The sequence below is a fragment of the Streptomyces alboniger genome, from assembly GCF_008704395.1.
Lineage (GTDB): Bacteria > Actinomycetota > Actinomycetes > Streptomycetales > Streptomycetaceae > Streptomyces > Streptomyces alboniger.
Genome location: NZ_CP023695.1, coordinates 2,713,302 through 2,727,411, shown reverse-complemented (window position 1 = coordinate 2,727,411; position 14,110 = coordinate 2,713,302). Strand labels below are relative to the sequence as shown.

Annotated in this window: 10 protein-coding genes; 5 read left to right on the top strand and 5 right to left on the bottom strand. The window is 71.4% G+C overall.

The window, feature by feature from the left end; genetic code table 11:
- Position 1: 1 nt before the first annotated feature.
- Positions 2-1,018, bottom strand: a complete 1,017-nt coding sequence (locus CP975_RS11970; RefSeq protein ID WP_055535131.1) for an aspartate-semialdehyde dehydrogenase — start codon at positions 1,016-1,018, stop codon at positions 2-4.
- Positions 1,019-1,215: 197 nt separating this feature from the next.
- Here CP975_RS11970 and CP975_RS11965 point away from each other — a divergent pair, with 197 nt between their 5' ends.
- Both CP975_RS11965 and CP975_RS11960 read left to right on the top strand, forming a co-directional pair.
- Complete coding sequence (locus CP975_RS11965) at positions 1,216-1,746, top strand: RNA polymerase sigma factor (RefSeq protein WP_055535132.1); 531 nt, start codon at positions 1,216-1,218, stop codon at positions 1,744-1,746.
- Between the two features lie 2 nt (positions 1,747-1,748).
- Positions 1,749-2,483, top strand: a complete 735-nt coding sequence (locus CP975_RS11960) for a hypothetical protein (RefSeq protein ID WP_150476851.1) — start codon at positions 1,749-1,751, stop codon at positions 2,481-2,483.
- A 64-nt stretch (positions 2,484-2,547) separates the two neighbouring features.
- On the opposite strand, the gene CP975_RS11955 is transcribed toward CP975_RS11960, so the two are convergent.
- Positions 2,548-5,832, bottom strand: coding sequence for a S8 family serine peptidase (locus CP975_RS11955; RefSeq protein WP_246201473.1), 3,285 nt, complete (start codon positions 5,830-5,832; stop codon positions 2,548-2,550).
- 302 nt (positions 5,833-6,134) lie between these two features.
- Here CP975_RS11955 and CP975_RS11950 point away from each other — a divergent pair, with 302 nt between their 5' ends.
- On the top strand, positions 6,135-6,602 hold the full coding sequence (locus tag CP975_RS11950) for an NUDIX hydrolase (protein WP_055535137.1): 468 nt from the start codon (positions 6,135-6,137) through the stop codon (positions 6,600-6,602).
- A gap of 257 nt (positions 6,603-6,859) precedes the next feature.
- The gene (locus CP975_RS11945) at positions 6,860-8,677 is read left to right on the top strand and encodes a TIGR03767 family metallophosphoesterase (protein ID WP_055535139.1); all 1,818 of its coding nucleotides are present in this window, start codon (positions 6,860-6,862) and stop codon (positions 8,675-8,677) included.
- Between the two features lie 16 nt (positions 8,678-8,693).
- Here the strand turns inward: CP975_RS11945 and CP975_RS11940 are convergent, their stop codons facing one another.
- A complete protein-coding gene (locus CP975_RS11940) occupies positions 8,694-9,749 on the bottom strand; it encodes a hypothetical protein (protein ID WP_150476850.1) in 1,056 nt (351 codons plus the stop codon).
- 177 nt (positions 9,750-9,926) lie between these two features.
- Positions 9,927-12,494, bottom strand: a complete 2,568-nt coding sequence (pepN, locus tag CP975_RS11935; protein WP_055528753.1) for an aminopeptidase N — start codon at positions 12,492-12,494, stop codon at positions 9,927-9,929.
- Between the two features lie 148 nt (positions 12,495-12,642).
- Here pepN and CP975_RS11930 point away from each other — a divergent pair, with 148 nt between their 5' ends.
- On the top strand, positions 12,643-13,284 hold the full coding sequence (locus CP975_RS11930) for a mycothiol-dependent nitroreductase Rv2466c family protein (protein WP_055528752.1): 642 nt from the start codon (positions 12,643-12,645) through the stop codon (positions 13,282-13,284).
- A gap of 112 nt (positions 13,285-13,396) precedes the next feature.
- Here CP975_RS11930 and CP975_RS11925 read toward each other — a convergent pair whose 3' ends face one another.
- Positions 13,397-14,047, bottom strand: coding sequence for a superoxide dismutase (locus CP975_RS11925; RefSeq protein WP_030783236.1), 651 nt, complete (start codon positions 14,045-14,047; stop codon positions 13,397-13,399).
- Between the last annotated feature and the right edge of the window lie 63 nt (positions 14,048-14,110).

Genomic DNA, 14,110 nt, shown 5'->3' with positions numbered 1-14,110 from the left:
ATCAGCCCTTCAGCTCGGCCGCGACCAGCTCCGCGATCTGCACGGCGTTCAGCGCCGCGCCCTTGCGGAGGTTGTCGTCGGAGATGAAGAACGCCAGGCCGTTGTCGACCGTCTCGTCCTTGCGGATACGGCCCACGAAGGAGTCGTCCTTGCCCGCGGCGACCAGCGGCGTGGGCACGTCCGTGACGACGACACCCTCGGCCTTCGAGAGCAGCTCGGTGGCGCGCTCGGGGCTCAGCGGACGTGCGAAACGGGCGTTGACCTGGAGGGAGTGCCCGGTGAAGACCGGCACACGCACGCACGTGCCGGAGACCTTCAGCTCCGGGATCTCCAGGATCTTGCGCGATTCGTTGCGCAGCTTCTGCTCCTCGTCGGTCTCGTTCAGACCGTCGTCGACGATGGAGCCTGCCATCGGCAGGACGTTGTACGCGATGGGCGCCACGTACTTGTCCGGCTCGGGGAAGTCGACCGCGGAGCCGTCGTGGGTCAGCTTCGGGGCGTCCTCGCCGACCTTCTTGACCTGCTCGAACAGCTCGTCCACACCGGCGAGACCGGAGCCGGACACCGCCTGGTAGGTGGCGACGACCAGCGCTTCGAGGCCGGCCTCGGCGTGCAGCGGCTTGAGGACCGGCATCGCGGCCATCGTCGTGCAGTTCGGGTTGGCGATGATGCCCTTGGGGCGGTTCGCCACCGCGTGCGGGTTGACCTCGGACACGACGAGGGGGACCTCGGGGTCCATACGCCAGGCGGAAGAGTTGTCGATCACGACCGCGCCCTGCGAGGCGACCCGCTCGGCGAGGGCCCTGGAGGTGGCGCCACCGGCCGAGAACAGCACGATGTCAAGGCCGGAGTAGTCGGCGGTGGAGGCGTCCTCGACGGTCACGCCGTCCACGACCGTCCCGGCGCTGCGGGCCGAGGCGAACAGGCGCAGCTCGTCGACCGGGAACTTCCGCTCGACGAGGATCTTGCGCATGACCTTGCCGACCTGACCGGTGGCTCCGACGATTCCGACCTTCACAGGGACTTCCTCCGTATGTGCGTGCGGCCTCGTGACCTCGGCCGGTCTGTGGGGGGTGGCTCCATCATGCGTCTGTCCGGGCCCGGCTTGTCCAATCCATTGTCCGAGGTGCGGGACGCCACATTCGCCCGCCCCCGCCGTGAACGTTCCGGGCCGCCGGGGCGTCGTAGGGGAAACGGGGGGACGGGAGGGCGACATTGCTGCGCAGGAGAGTGCGCCGCGCGCCGCAGGGGCGGGCGGCGGATCCGCTGGACGCGGCCCAGGAGGACCGGGTGCGCGCGGTGCTCGCGCTCGGCGGGGTACCGCACGCCGATCTGCCGGACGGGGTGCAGCAGGTCAGGCTGAAGCTCCTGGAGCGGGCGGCCGACGGGCGCGAGGCGCCGCGTGACGTGTCCGCGTGGGCTGCCGTCGTCGCCTCCAACCTCGCCATGGACTGGCACCGGGCCCGGCGCAGGCAGGAGCGGCTCGGCGAGCGGCTCTCCGCGCTGTGGCGGGAGGCGGCCGACGAGGACGGCGCCGAGGCGCGGGCGCTGTCGATGGCGGTGGCGCAGGGCCTCGGCGAGCTGCCGGACGCCCAGCGGCAGGTCGTGGTGCTGCGCTTCTACGCAGATCTGCCGGTCCGGGCGATAGCGGACCAACTGGGCATTCCGGAGGGCACGGTCAAGAGCAGGCTGCACACGGCGGTACGGCTCCTGCGGGCGCGGCTGCACGAAGGGGAGGTGGTGTGAGGGTGCCTGGCCAGGAAGACCTGGACGATTTCGACGCGCTGATGACGGCGATCACGGGCGAGCCCGTCCCCGAGGAGGCGCTGCGCGATCCCGCCTTCGCCGCCGAGCACGCGGCGGCCGTCGCGGACGTGGCCCTGCTGAGGGAGCGGCTGGGGGCGGTGGGCGAGGCGCTCGCGGCTCCCGCGGGGCCCGCGGAGCCGGTCGTTCCGTTCCGGTTCGCTAGCCGGGCCCCCGCACGGGCCACCCGCGGCCGCCTGGTCACCGCGCTCGGCGCGGCCGCGGTGACGGCCGCCGCCGCGCTGGTCGGAGGGCTCGGCTGGCTGGTGGTGAACGGGCCGGGCGCCGCCGAGGACAAGGGCGCGGCGGCCGGGCAGAGCAGGCAGGGCCGCGACGGAGACGACGCCAAGCTCTCCCCGGAGGGCTTCGTGGCGTGCTCGCGGCTCATCGTGGAGGGCACGGTCATGGCGGTCGAGCCGGTGCCGGGTGCCGCGCGCGACCGGGTCACGCTCGACGTGACCCGCTACTACAAGCCGGAGTCCGGGACCCGGACGATCACTTTCCCCATGGACGAGGACGTGGCCCCCCGCCTGGACAAGGGCGACCGCGTCCTGATCACCATCCCCCGGGGTGAGGCCCGCCCCGACAACTGGCCCACCGGCAAGGACCGCGACAGCCTGCGCCGCATGGTCCTCAAGGCCCTCCCGGGTGCGGCGAAGGCCCCGTGCGGCGGTCAATGAAGAACGCCGGGCGGGCTCAATCGAGCCCGCCCGGCGCTTCAGGACACCGCTAGACCTACTAGACCTACGGCGTAACCTTCTCGATCTTCACGCTGCCGTTGCCCGCGACCGTGCCGCCCGCGTTCAGCAGGGACACCTCGCCGAACAGCTCACGGCCCTCGGCGGCCGGGGCCTTCGCCTCGACCTTGGCCTCGACCTGCGCCGAGTCGCCGCTGCCGAGCCGCACGCGCTTCGACTCGTCGACCGTGACCTTGCCGAGCGCGCCCGAGAAGAACACGTCCCGGTAGTCGTACGCGGTCGAGCCGGTCGGCACCGAGTAGCCCACCACCTCGATCGTGTACGTACCGGCGGCCGGCTTCGACAGGCTCACCGTCTCCTCCGAGTCACCCTCCGCCGACGAGCCGACGACCTTGCCGTCCTTCTTGACGGCCAGATCCAGGTCGGCGGCGACGTCCGCGGGCGAGCCGATGGCGACGTCGAGCCGCTCCGCGCCCTCGGGCACGACCACCGTGCTGGTCTGCGTGGCGCCCTGGCCGATGGTGGGCCGCGCCGACTCGGCGGAACCGAGCGAGCCGCCCTTCAGCTTGCCGTCGACCGCGGCGAACTTGTTCACGGCCTTCCAGGCGACGGGCGCGGGGGTGCCGACCTTCGCCTCGGGGACCGTCTGCACGGCCGGGTCGAAGTCGACGCCGAGCGCGGAGACCTTCAGCTTGTACGGGTTGTCGAGCAGCGGCGACGTGCGGCGCGACTCGACCTCTATCTCCCAGACGCCGGGCTGCGGCTCGGCGTACGAACGCAGGTCAGGGCGGCAGGTGTTGGCCGGGTTCTCGTAGTTCGGGTAGCAGACCAGCGACGACGTGGAGTCGACCGGGACGCCGTAGGGGTGCACCGCTATGAACCGTGTCTGGCTCTTGTCCTTCAGGCCGCCGAGGGCGACTTCGAGGGACTTGGCGCCCTTGGGCACGGTCACGAAGTACGACGTGGTGCTGTTGCGCTGCACCGAGCCGTCGGCCTCGTACGAGAACGAGGGCTCGGCGAGCGGCGCCGAGACGACGACCGTCGACATGATCTGCTGGTCGATGCCCTCGGTGCGCTCGTCGTCGACGGTCAGGATCGCGCTGTGCAGACCGGCCGACTTGGCCTTCGCCTGGACCCGCACGGTGACCGGCTCGTTCAGCGGCAGCGTGACGTCACCCTTGCCGAGGAGGCGGAAGGTGCCCTCGTGGTTCTTGGCCAGGTCCAGCTCGTGGCGGATGCCGCGGTCCGGGCCCGAGGTGCGGGTGATCGTGACGTCGTACGTCCGCTTCTGGCCGGCCCGCAGGCCGCCCTCACGGTCGTAGATGCCGGTGCCGGGCTTCTTCAGCTCCTGGTCGAGGGCGGTGTCGACCGGGGCCTTCACCGTGTACGTGTGGGCCTTCGCGCCGTCCTCGATGGCCTCCCAGGCGTCGACGACGTCGATCAGGCCGGTGCCCTGCTCGTACGCCTGCTCGCCGCGGATGTGGCTCGCGGTGGAGGTGAGGGCGGTGCGCAGCTCGGCCGGGGTCAGGTCGACCTTCTCGCGCTTGGCGGCGGAGAGCAGCAGCGCCGAGGCGCCCGCGGCCTGCGGGGAGGCCATCGACGTGCCCTGCAACATCGAGTAGCCGGCGGGCAGTTGGTAGCCCGCCTCGGTGACCGCGGAGCCCGGCAGCCAGGTCTGCGTGGTGTTGATGGCCGAGCCCGGCGCCGAGATGACCGGCGTGAAGCCGCCGTCCTCGCGCGGGCCGCGCGAGGAGAAGTTCATCATCGCGTACTTCTTCTCCACGGCGGAGCCGTAGTTGGCGGCCCACGTCTCCTTGGAGATGGCGGCGCCGACCGAGATGACCTTGTCGGCGAGGCTCGGGTCACCGATGGTGTTGGCGCCGGGGCCGGAGTTGCCCGCGGACACCACGAGCTGCACGCCGTAGGTGTCGATGAGGCGGGTGTAGAGGGCGGCGCGCGCGTTGTTGCCGTCGTTGAGCGCCGGCAGGCCGCCGATCGACATGTTGACGATGTCCACCCCGCGCTTGGTGACGAGGTCGATCATGCCCTCGGTGAGCGCGACGTTGGTGCAGCCGCCGGTCCAGGTGCAGGCGCGCGAGGAGACCAGCTTGGCGCCGGGGGCGGCGCCGTTCATCCTGCCGCCGAACAGGCCGTTGGCGGCGGTGATGCCCGCGACGTGCGTGCCGTGCTCGGACTCGATGAGGCCGATGTTGACGAAGTCGGCCTTCTTGCCGACCCAGTCGCCGCCGTACGGGTCGGTGGGCACGTCCTTGCGGATCTCGACGACGAACGGGATGCGCTCGACGACGTCGGTCGCCGGGTCGTCCTTGCCGAAGTAGGCGACCTGGTGGCCGTCCTTGTACGGCTTCATCGTCTCGTCGTCGGTGAAGTCCTTGTTGTCGTTCAGGTCGACGCGCACCGTGCCGGCCGCCGGGTCGTACAGGAGGCCCCAGCTGTCGGTGGTGTCGCCGTCGCGGTTGAGGTCGCCCTTGGCGTCGCCGCCGGTGGTGGCCGACTCACGGAAGCGGTTGACCTGGAAGGAGCCCGCCGGGGCCTTCCACGTCTCGCTGTCCCAGGTGAAGACGGGGCCGGTGACCGGGTTGGTCATCCGGCGCCAGGTGCCGTCCGCGTCCACGATCGGGTCGGTCGCGGTCACCCAGTCGGTGATCTTGCGCTCGCCGGTGGTGGTCTTCTTCAGCGCCGGGTGGCCGAGGTCGATGCCCGAGTCGAGGACACCGATGGTGACGCCGCGGCCGTCGGCCTTCGGGTTCTTCTTCACGAAGTCGACGGCGCCGGTCTCGGCGGACGGGTTGTACGGGTTCTTCGCGGGGGTGTTCTTGTCCGGGCCCGGGTAGGTGCCCCTCGCGCCGGGCTTCGCGCCCTCGGCGCGGTCGGCGGCGGGGGTCGGGTCGTCCAGTTCGATCTCGTGCCGCAGGTCGATGGCGTGCACGGACGACAGCTTCGCGGCCGACTTGATCGCGGCCTCGGCCTTGCCGGTCGGCACGGTCGCGCGGACGTAGCCGAGCCTGTCGTAGGTGCGGCCGACCGAGCCGCCCTTGACGTCGTCGAGCTGGTCGGCGACCTGCTCGGTGGCGCCGGGGGCGGTCGCGACCATCATCGTGACGGTCTTGTCGCCGTCCGCCTTGGCGTCGGCGAGCAGGCCCGCGTCGGCCGCACCGAGCTTGGCCGCGGCGGACTTGGGCTCGGGCACGGGGGCGTCGTCCGCCGCGAAGGCCATGGGTGCGGCCCCGGTCGCGCAGAGCGCGGCGGTGAGGCCGACGGCTATCGCGAGGCGGGGCGCGTGTCTCGCGCTGGAACTGGATCTGGGCATCGGCATCCCTGTACGTGAAGGTCGGGAGGAGGGTTCATCAGGCCCACCATTCGAGAAGGTCCGGAATTCGGGGCCGGATGACCGCTCAGCCTTACGTAAGTGACAGCTGTTTGGGGAGAGTTGTCCGAGCTGTGATCAGGGCGTGACGCAATTCCGCCATACGCCATCGAGGACATGGCTGGTTATAGGGGGACATGGGGGAACGGCCCCGCCCCTGAAGGGGGGCGGGGAACCGCGCGGCAAGCCACGGCGAACTCGCAGATGAACGACGGGCAACGGATGAACCGCCTAGCGTCGACCCCGTGCAGAAAGAACTCCGGGTGGCGGCCTACGCCGTATGCGTACGCGACGGACAGGTGTTGCTCGCCCGCTGGGTGGCGGGCGACGGCAGCAAACGCTGGACGCTGCCCGGGGGCGGCATGGACCACGGCGAGGATCCCTACGACACCGTGATCCGCGAGGCCGACGAGGAGACCGGGTACGTCGTCGAACCGGTGGCGCTCCTCGGCGTCGACTCGCTGCGCCGCCGCTACCCCCGCAGGCTCGGCGCCGTCGCCGACTTCCACGGGCTGCGCATCCTGTACGAGGGGCGGGTCACCGGCGGCGAACTGCGCCACGAGACCGAGGGCTCCACGGACCTCGCGGCCTGGCACGCGCTGGAGTCCGTGCCGCACCTCGACCGCGTCGGACTCGTCGACATCGGCCTCGAACTGTGGCGCTCCCGCCCCGCCGACGGGCACATCGACCGCGCCGCCGACCCGGGCCGGTGAGCCCACGACGAGCCTCCCCTTCCCCGGAAGGTGAACGTGGAGTGACCGCTTCCTCTCCACCCGGGAAGAGTCCGATGACCGCGCAGGGTGCCCGGTGATCCACGTACGGTGATCGGCGCTGCCCGTTGCGGTCTCGTTCACACGCAGGTCACCCCCGATGCCAACGATCCAGTACGAGCGGGAAATCCGCGGGCCGCAGCCAGGTCCCGGACCTCCCGCGACCACTGCCGACGCGTTCGCACTCGGGGAGACCGCGCATGCCGCGCATACGCTCTGTCGCCACCGCAACTGCCGCAACCGCCACGGCCGCCGCGGGAGCCGCCTCCGTCGCGGCCGGCGCCGCGGGCCGCCTCGACCGCCGCGCCCTCCTCGCCGCCACCGGCGCGGTCACCCTCTCCGCGGGCATCGGCTACGCGCTGGGCCCCGGCGCGGGCTCCGGCAACGCCTCACCCGCGGGCCACGCCGCCGTCCCGCGCTCCCGGCAGGCACCCGCCGCGCCCCTCGCCCCGTACCGGAGCGGCACCACGCTGCTCACCACCGCCGCCGCGCGCGGCACATCCGGCTACCGGCGGCTCGGCGACGGGCCCGCCTGGCCGCGCGTGGTGCGCGGCGACCTCGCGGCGGCGAAGCCGGGGCGGGAGGGGCGCAGGACCGCGCTCGCCGCCTTCGTGCAATTCACCGACCTGCACCTGGTCGACGTACAACACCCTCTGCGGTACGAGTACCTGCGCGCACAGACGGCGAGCGCCTGGCGGCCCCACGAGTCGCTCTCGGTGGCCGGCGCGGTCTCCCTCGTCGAGCGTGTCAACGCCCTGCGCGGCGCCCCCGCCACCGGCTCCCCCCTGCACTGCGTCGTGACGACCGGTGACAACACCGACAACAACTCCCGCACCGAACTCGACTGGTTCCTCAAGGTGATGAGCGGCGGCCGCGTCACCCCCAACACCGGTGACCCGCGCCGCTACGAAGGCGTGCAGGACAGCGGCCTCAAGCTGTACTGGCACCCGGACGACGCCCTGCGCGACGCCGACAAGTCACTCGGCTTCCCGCGGCTGCCCGGCTTCCTCGACGCCGCCGTCCGCGATGTCAACAGCCCCGGCCTCGACCTGCCCTGGTACTCCACGGTCGGCAACCACGACGCGCTGCCCGGCGGATGCTGGGCACCCAAGGACTCGTACTTCACCGAATTCGCCGTCGGCGGGAAGAAGTTGATGTCCCTGGACGAGACGCGGGGCGCCGCCCTGTGGCAGGCCGTGAAGAAGGGGCGGGACCCCAAGGGCGCCCACTTCAAGGAACTCCTCAAGAGCGAGGCGCGGCGCATGCGGTCCATCACGCCGGACGAGTCCCGGGCACCCTTCACGCCCGCCGAGTACGTCCTGGCGCACCTGGCCCCCGCCCACGCGGGCGCGGGCCCGGTCGGCCACGGCTACACCGAGGAGAACCTCGCGTCGGCCACCCAGTACTACTCCTTCCGCGTCAGCGACGACGTGCTCGGCATCAGCCTGGACACCACCGACCCCGGCGGCCACTACGAGGGCTCGCTCGGCACGGCACAACTGCGCTGGCTGGAGCGTGAGCTGGCCGCCAACGAACGCCGCGCGGGCGGACCCTCTTACGTCGTCGTTCTCAGTCACCACACCAGCCGGACCATGCGCAACCTCCGCCACGACCCGGCGCACCCCGGTGAGGCCCGGCACGGCGGCGAGGAGGTCCTCGCGCTGCTCGGCCGCCACCGCTCCGTCCTCGCCTGGGTCAACGGCCACAGCCACAAGAACGCGATCACCCCGCACCGCACCCCGCACGGCTCCTTCTGGGAGGTCTCCACGGCCTCGCACATCGACTTCCCGCAGCTGGCGCGGGTCGTGGAGCTGGCCGACAACCACGACGGCACGGTCTCCGTCCTCACCACGCTCATCGAGTCCGCCGCCCCGCACCGCACGGATTTCGCCGACCTCTCCCAGACCGGTCTCGCCGCGCTCTACCGCGAACTGTCCTTCAACGCCCCCGGCGCGAAGCCCGCCCTGGGCGGCGAGGCGGGCGACCGGAACACGGAGCTGGTGCTCCGCAAGGGCTGAGGCGCGACAGGGGCGGCTAACGGGGGAGCACCACGACGTACGCCGCCGGTTCGCGGTCGTTGGACGCCATCAGCGCCGTCCGCAGGACGGTCGCCTGCTGCTCCGCCGAGTCCCTGAGCTTCTTCGGGGTGATGTGTACGACGGTGATGCCGAGCCGCTCCAAGTGCTCGCGCTTGCGGGCGTACTCGGACCACAGGGCCTCGTCCTCCTGGCGCAGGCCCTGGCGGGGCGCGCGGGTGTCCAGCTCCACGGCGACGGCCTGGTCCGGCCAGAAGGCGTCGACTCCACCGAGGTGCGGGCCACCGGGCAGACGCAGATCGACGTTCCACAGCGGGTCGGGCAGGCCGTGCTCGGCGACCAGCCGGTACAGCCTGTCCTCCGCGATGGCCCGCCCCTCGGCGAGCAGCGAGTCCACGGCGTCCACGACGTGCGGCAGGGCCAGCAGCCGTGCGTAACTCAACTCCCGCACGATCGCGGCGGGTTCGCAGTACCCACCGCGCACCGCCTCGGTGAGCAGCCGCCGTACGGCACCCGCATCGGTGAGCTGCGCCACCGCGTCGGCGAGTGCGCGGGGCACGGGGGCCACGGGAACGCCCGTGATCTGCTGGGGAGTCGGCAGCGCGGCGCCGCGCACCAGCCGGACGAAGCCGACGGACCGCAGGCGGCGGGTGCGGGGCACCAGGACGTCGATGCGGTCCTGGGAGAGCAGCGGGGGAGCGGACGAGAAGCGGTGCAGGGTGAGCGCCGCGAGGCCCGTGATCATCGCGTCGGCGTACGGGGCGTGCGGTTCGCCCGCGCCGGGCTGCGCGGGCACGGCTCGCGCCTCGCGGGCGGGCGGGCGCCCCGCGTACAGCAGGGCGCCGTGCAGCCGCTCCTCGCTGGTCGGCGGGCCGGGGTGCAACAGGCATACGCCCGGCAGGATCTGCTGCCAGGGCCCGCCGGGGCGGCAGTGGGCGCCGGCGTCGGCGGCGGAGACTCCGTGCTCGCGGAGCTGGGCGCTGCTGAGGACGCGGGGCCGGATGTGGGAGAGGCGCTGGAGGGGGAGCGGGGAGGGCGGGGCGTTGTGGTTCATGCCGGGGTCGTTCCCTCGGCCGCTCCGCCCTCTAACCGCTGTTACAGTTCCGTCGACAAAACCGGACAAGCTCGCCCTAAAGCACGAGCGTTCGACTGCCGATGATCTCCGGCTCCACCCGGAGGACCGGGGCCCTTTGGGCGGACTCGCCCTAGGGCGGGACTTTGCGGACCCGCCCTAGGCCCCCGCGTCGCAAGCCTGTGCCCGCAGCGCGCGGGCGAGGTCGTCCCTGGCTTCCAGGACCAGGCGGCGCAGGGCCGGTGCGGCCGAGGTGTGGGTGGTGAGCCACGCGTCCGTCGCCGCCAGGGTGCCCTCGTCGTCCCGCAGGTGCGGGAACAGGCCCCGCACCACATCCATGCCGATCTGGATGGACCGCTCCGACCAGACGCGCTCGATCGCGTCGAAGTACTTCGAGACGTAAGGAGCGATCAGCTCCCGCTGCGACGGCTGGGCGAACCCCGCGATCGTCGCCTCGACCAGCGCGTTGGACAGCGCGTCCGACTCCACCACGGCGGCCCACGCCTGTGCCTTGACCGCCGCCGAGGGCCGCGCGGCCAGGCACCGCACGTGGTGCCGCTTGCCGGAAGCCGTGTCGTCCCGGGCCAGCTCGGCCGCGAGGACGTCCTCACCGGCGGCGCCGTGCGCGGCCAGCGGGCCGAGGAGCGCCCAGCGCAGCTCCTGGTCGACGTCCAGGCCGTCGATCCTGGCCGTGCCGGCCAGCAGGCCCTGGAGCAGTTGCAGGTCGGCCGCCGAGGAGGCCACCGCCGCGAAGAACCGCGCCCACGTCAGCTGGTGCTGGCTGCCCGGCTCGGCGATCCGCAGCTCTCGCAGCGCCCCCTCGGCGAGCGCCCGGCCGCCCTCCTCGCGCCAGTCGGGCGCGGCGTAGTGCGTGAGGGCGGAGCTGGTCCACGAGTGCAGCATCTGCAACACGCCGATGTCGCTCTCGCGCCCGGCGAAACGCAGCACCAGGCCGATGAAGTCACGGGCCGGCATCAGCCCGTCCCGCGTGAGGTTCCACAGCGCCGACCAGCACAGCGCCCGGGCCAGCGGGTCGGCGATGTCGCCGAGGTGCTCCCGCAGCGTCGCGAGGGAGTTCTCGTCGAACCGGACCTTGCAGTACGTCAGGTCGTCGTCGTTGGCCAGGATCAGCTCGGGCGCCGCCTCCCCGGCCAGCTCGGCCACCACCGTGCGCGGGCCGTCGACGTCGATCTCGGCGCGGGCGTACCGCTCCAGCTCGCCGCCGGCCGCCCTGCGGTACAGGCCCACCGCCACCCGGTGCGGGCGCAGCTCGGGGTGGGACTCGGCGGCCTCCTGGAGCACGGACAGCTCGGTGATCCGGCCCTCCGCGTTCAGGATGACCTGCGGGGTGAGGGAGTTGACACCGGCCGTCTGGAGCCAGGACCGCGACCAGGAGGCCATGTCGCGCCCGGACGTCTCCTCCAGGACGGACAGCAGGTCGCCGAGGACCGTGTTGCCGTAGGCGTGGCGCTTGAAGTAGCGCCGGGCGCCCTCCAGGAAGGCGTCGCGTCCCACGTAGGCGACGAGTTGCTTGAGGACCGAGGCGCCCTTGGCGTACGTGATCCCGTCGAAGTTGAGCTTGGCGTCCTCCAGGTCGCGGATGTCGGCCGTCACGGGGTGCGTGGAGGGCAGCTGGTCGGCGCGGTAGGCCCAGGCCTTGCGGTTGTTGGCGAAGGTGATCCAGCCGTTGGTGAAGCGGGTCGCCTCGACCATCGAGAAGGAGCCCATGAAGTCGGCGAAGGACTCCTTGAGCCACAGGTCGTCCCACCACCGCATGGTGACCAGGTCGCCGAACCACATGTGGGCCATCTCGTGGAGGATCACGTTGGCCCGGCGCTCGTACGACGCCTGGGTCACCTTGCCGCGGAAGATGAACTCCTCGCGGAACGTGACCAGGCCGGGGTTCTCCATCGCGCCCAGGTTGTACTCCGGCACGAACGCCTGGTCGTACTTCCCGAAGGGGTAGGGGTAGTCGAAGTTGTCGTGGAAGAAGTCCAGGCCCTGCTTGGTCACCAGGAAGACGTCGTCGGCGTCGAAGTGCGGGGCGAGGCCCTTGCGGCACATCGCGCCGAGGGGGATCTCCAGGCGCGTGCCGTCGTCGAGGACGCGCTCGTAGGAGTCGGTCACGTAGTGGTAGGGGCCGGCCACGACCGCCGTGATGTACGTGGAGATCGGCTTGGTCTCGGCGAACCGCCACACGCCGTCGGTCAGTTCGCCCACGCCGTTCGACCACACCGTCCAGCCCTCGGGGGCCTTCACCTCGAAGCGGTAGGGCGCCTTCAGGTCCGGCTGTTCGAAGTTCGCGAAGACGCGGCGGGCGTCGGCGGGCTCGTACTGCGTGTAGAGGTAGACCTCGCCGTCCTCGGGGTCGACGAAGCGGTGCATGCCCTCACCGGTGCGGCTGTAGGCGCACTGGGCGTCCACCACCAGTTCGTTCTCCTCGGCCAGGTCCTCCAGCGCGATCCTGGTGCCGTCGAAGGCCTCGGCGGGGTCCAGGTCCTTGCCGTTCAGGGAGAGGGCCGTGACGCTCGGCGCCACCAGGTCCGCGAAGCTCGCCGCGCCGGGCTCGGCGCGGAAGCGGATCGTGGTCACCGAGCGGAACGTGCGCGGCTCCTGACCGCTCTCGCCGAGCGCCGAGCGCAGGTCCAGAAAGACCTCGTAGCCATCGACGGACAGCAGCGCGGCCCTCTCGCGGGCCTCGTCGCGGGACAGATTCTCACCGGGCACGGGCGGCACTCCCTTGTGACTCGCATGACTGGCATCTCGAATGTCTACGATCCTCGCATGTGGCCCCGGCGGCCGACATCCGGGAATGCCCTGGCCGACCCCCGGCGTTCCCCTCCCCAAGCGCCGAACACATTCCCTAGGGAGAGACATGTCCGAGAACACCGGCAAGACCCCGGTCGACTTCTGGTTCGACCCGCTGTGCCCCTGGGCGTGGATGGCGTCGCGCTGGTTGCTCGAAGTGGAGAAGGTCCGCGACGTCGAGGTCCGCTGGCACGTGATGAGCCTCGCCGTGCTGAACGAGGACAAGCTGGACCAGCTTCCCGAGGACTACCGCGACATGCTCGCGAACGAGGCCTGGGGCCCGGTGCGCGTCGTCATCGCCGCCCAGCAGAAGCACGGCGAGGAGATCACCGGCAAGCTCTACACCGCGCTCGGCACCCGCATCCACAACCGCGGCGAGGGCCTCACCCGCGAGGCCGTCGTCGGGGCCCTTGAGGACGTCGGGCTGCCCGCCGACCTCGCCGACCACATGGACTCCGACGCCTACGACACCGAGCTGCGCGCCTCCCACAAGGAGGGCATCGACAAGGTCGGCCAGGAGGTCGGCACGCCCGTCATCGCCGTCCCCGGCGCCGACGGCGAGCAGGTCGCCTTCTTCGGTCCGGTCGTCACCCCGGCCCCCAAGGGCGAGGCCGCGGCGCGCCTGTGGGACGGCACGCTGCTCGTCGCATCGACGCCGGGCTTCTACGAGATCAAGCGCACGCGTACGCAGGGCCCGATCTTCGACTGACCCGCCCCCAGAGCCACCGAAAGGCCCCCGTGAGTCACGTCCTCACGGGGGCCTTTCGTCTATCCGCCTGCCTCGGCGAAAGTTGAGAAGACGATCACGAGGCAGGACGTTCTCACGGGGTCAGCAGCAGGCTGTTCACGCGCTGCTTGGCGGCCTCGTAACGCTTGGCGACGTCCTGCCAGTTGACGACCTGCCACATGGCCTCGATGAAGTCGACCTTCTGGTTCTTGTACTGGAGGTAGAAGGCGTGCTCCCAGGCGTCGAAGACCAGGATCGGAGTCGAGCCCTGGCCGACGTTGCCCTGGTGGTCGTAGACCTGCTCGACGATGAGGCGGCCGCTGAGCGGCTCGTAGGCGAGCACGCCCCAGCCCGAACCCTGCGTGGTCGCCGAGGCCTTGGTCAGCTGGGCCTTGAACTTGGCGAAGGAGCCGAAGGACTCGGCGATCGCGTCCGCCAGCTCGCCGACACCGTCGGCGGCCAGCGGCTCACCGCCGCCACCGTCCTTGGGGCTGTTCATGTTGTGCCAGTAGATGCTGTGCAGGATGTGGCCGGAGAGGTGGAAGGCCAGGTTCTTCTCCAGGCCGTTGATGGCGCCCCACGTCTCCTTGTCGCGCGCCTCCTCCAGCTGCTCAAGGGTGTCGTTCGCGCCCTTCACATACGCCGCGTGGTGCTTGTCGTGGTGCAGCTCGATGATCTGGGGGTTGATGACCGGCTCGAGCGCCGCGTAGTCGTACGGAAGTTCTGGAAGCGTGTAAATGGCCATGTCCGAGCCCTCCGACTGCTGCTGTGCTTAGTGCGACCTGCTTATTGCAACCGATATGCAAGT

Bases quoted from the DNA above. Each gene is read 5' to 3' on its own strand.
- CP975_RS11955 (WP_246201473.1), bottom strand. From the start codon at position 5,832: ATGCCCAGATCCAGTTCCAGCGCGAGACACGCGCCCCGCCTCGCGATA.
- CP975_RS11945 (WP_055535139.1), top strand. From the start codon at position 6,860: ATGCCGCGCATACGCTCTGTCGCCACCGCAACTGCCGCAACCGCCACG.
- CP975_RS11940 (WP_150476850.1), bottom strand. From the start codon at position 9,749: ATGAACCACAACGCCCCGCCCTCCCCGCTCCCCCTCCAGCGCCTCTCC.
- CP975_RS11930 (WP_055528752.1), top strand. From the start codon at position 12,643: ATGTCCGAGAACACCGGCAAGACCCCGGTCGACTTCTGGTTCGACCCG.
- CP975_RS11925 (WP_030783236.1), bottom strand. From the start codon at position 14,047: ATGGCCATTTACACGCTTCCAGAACTTCCGTACGACTACGCGGCGCTC.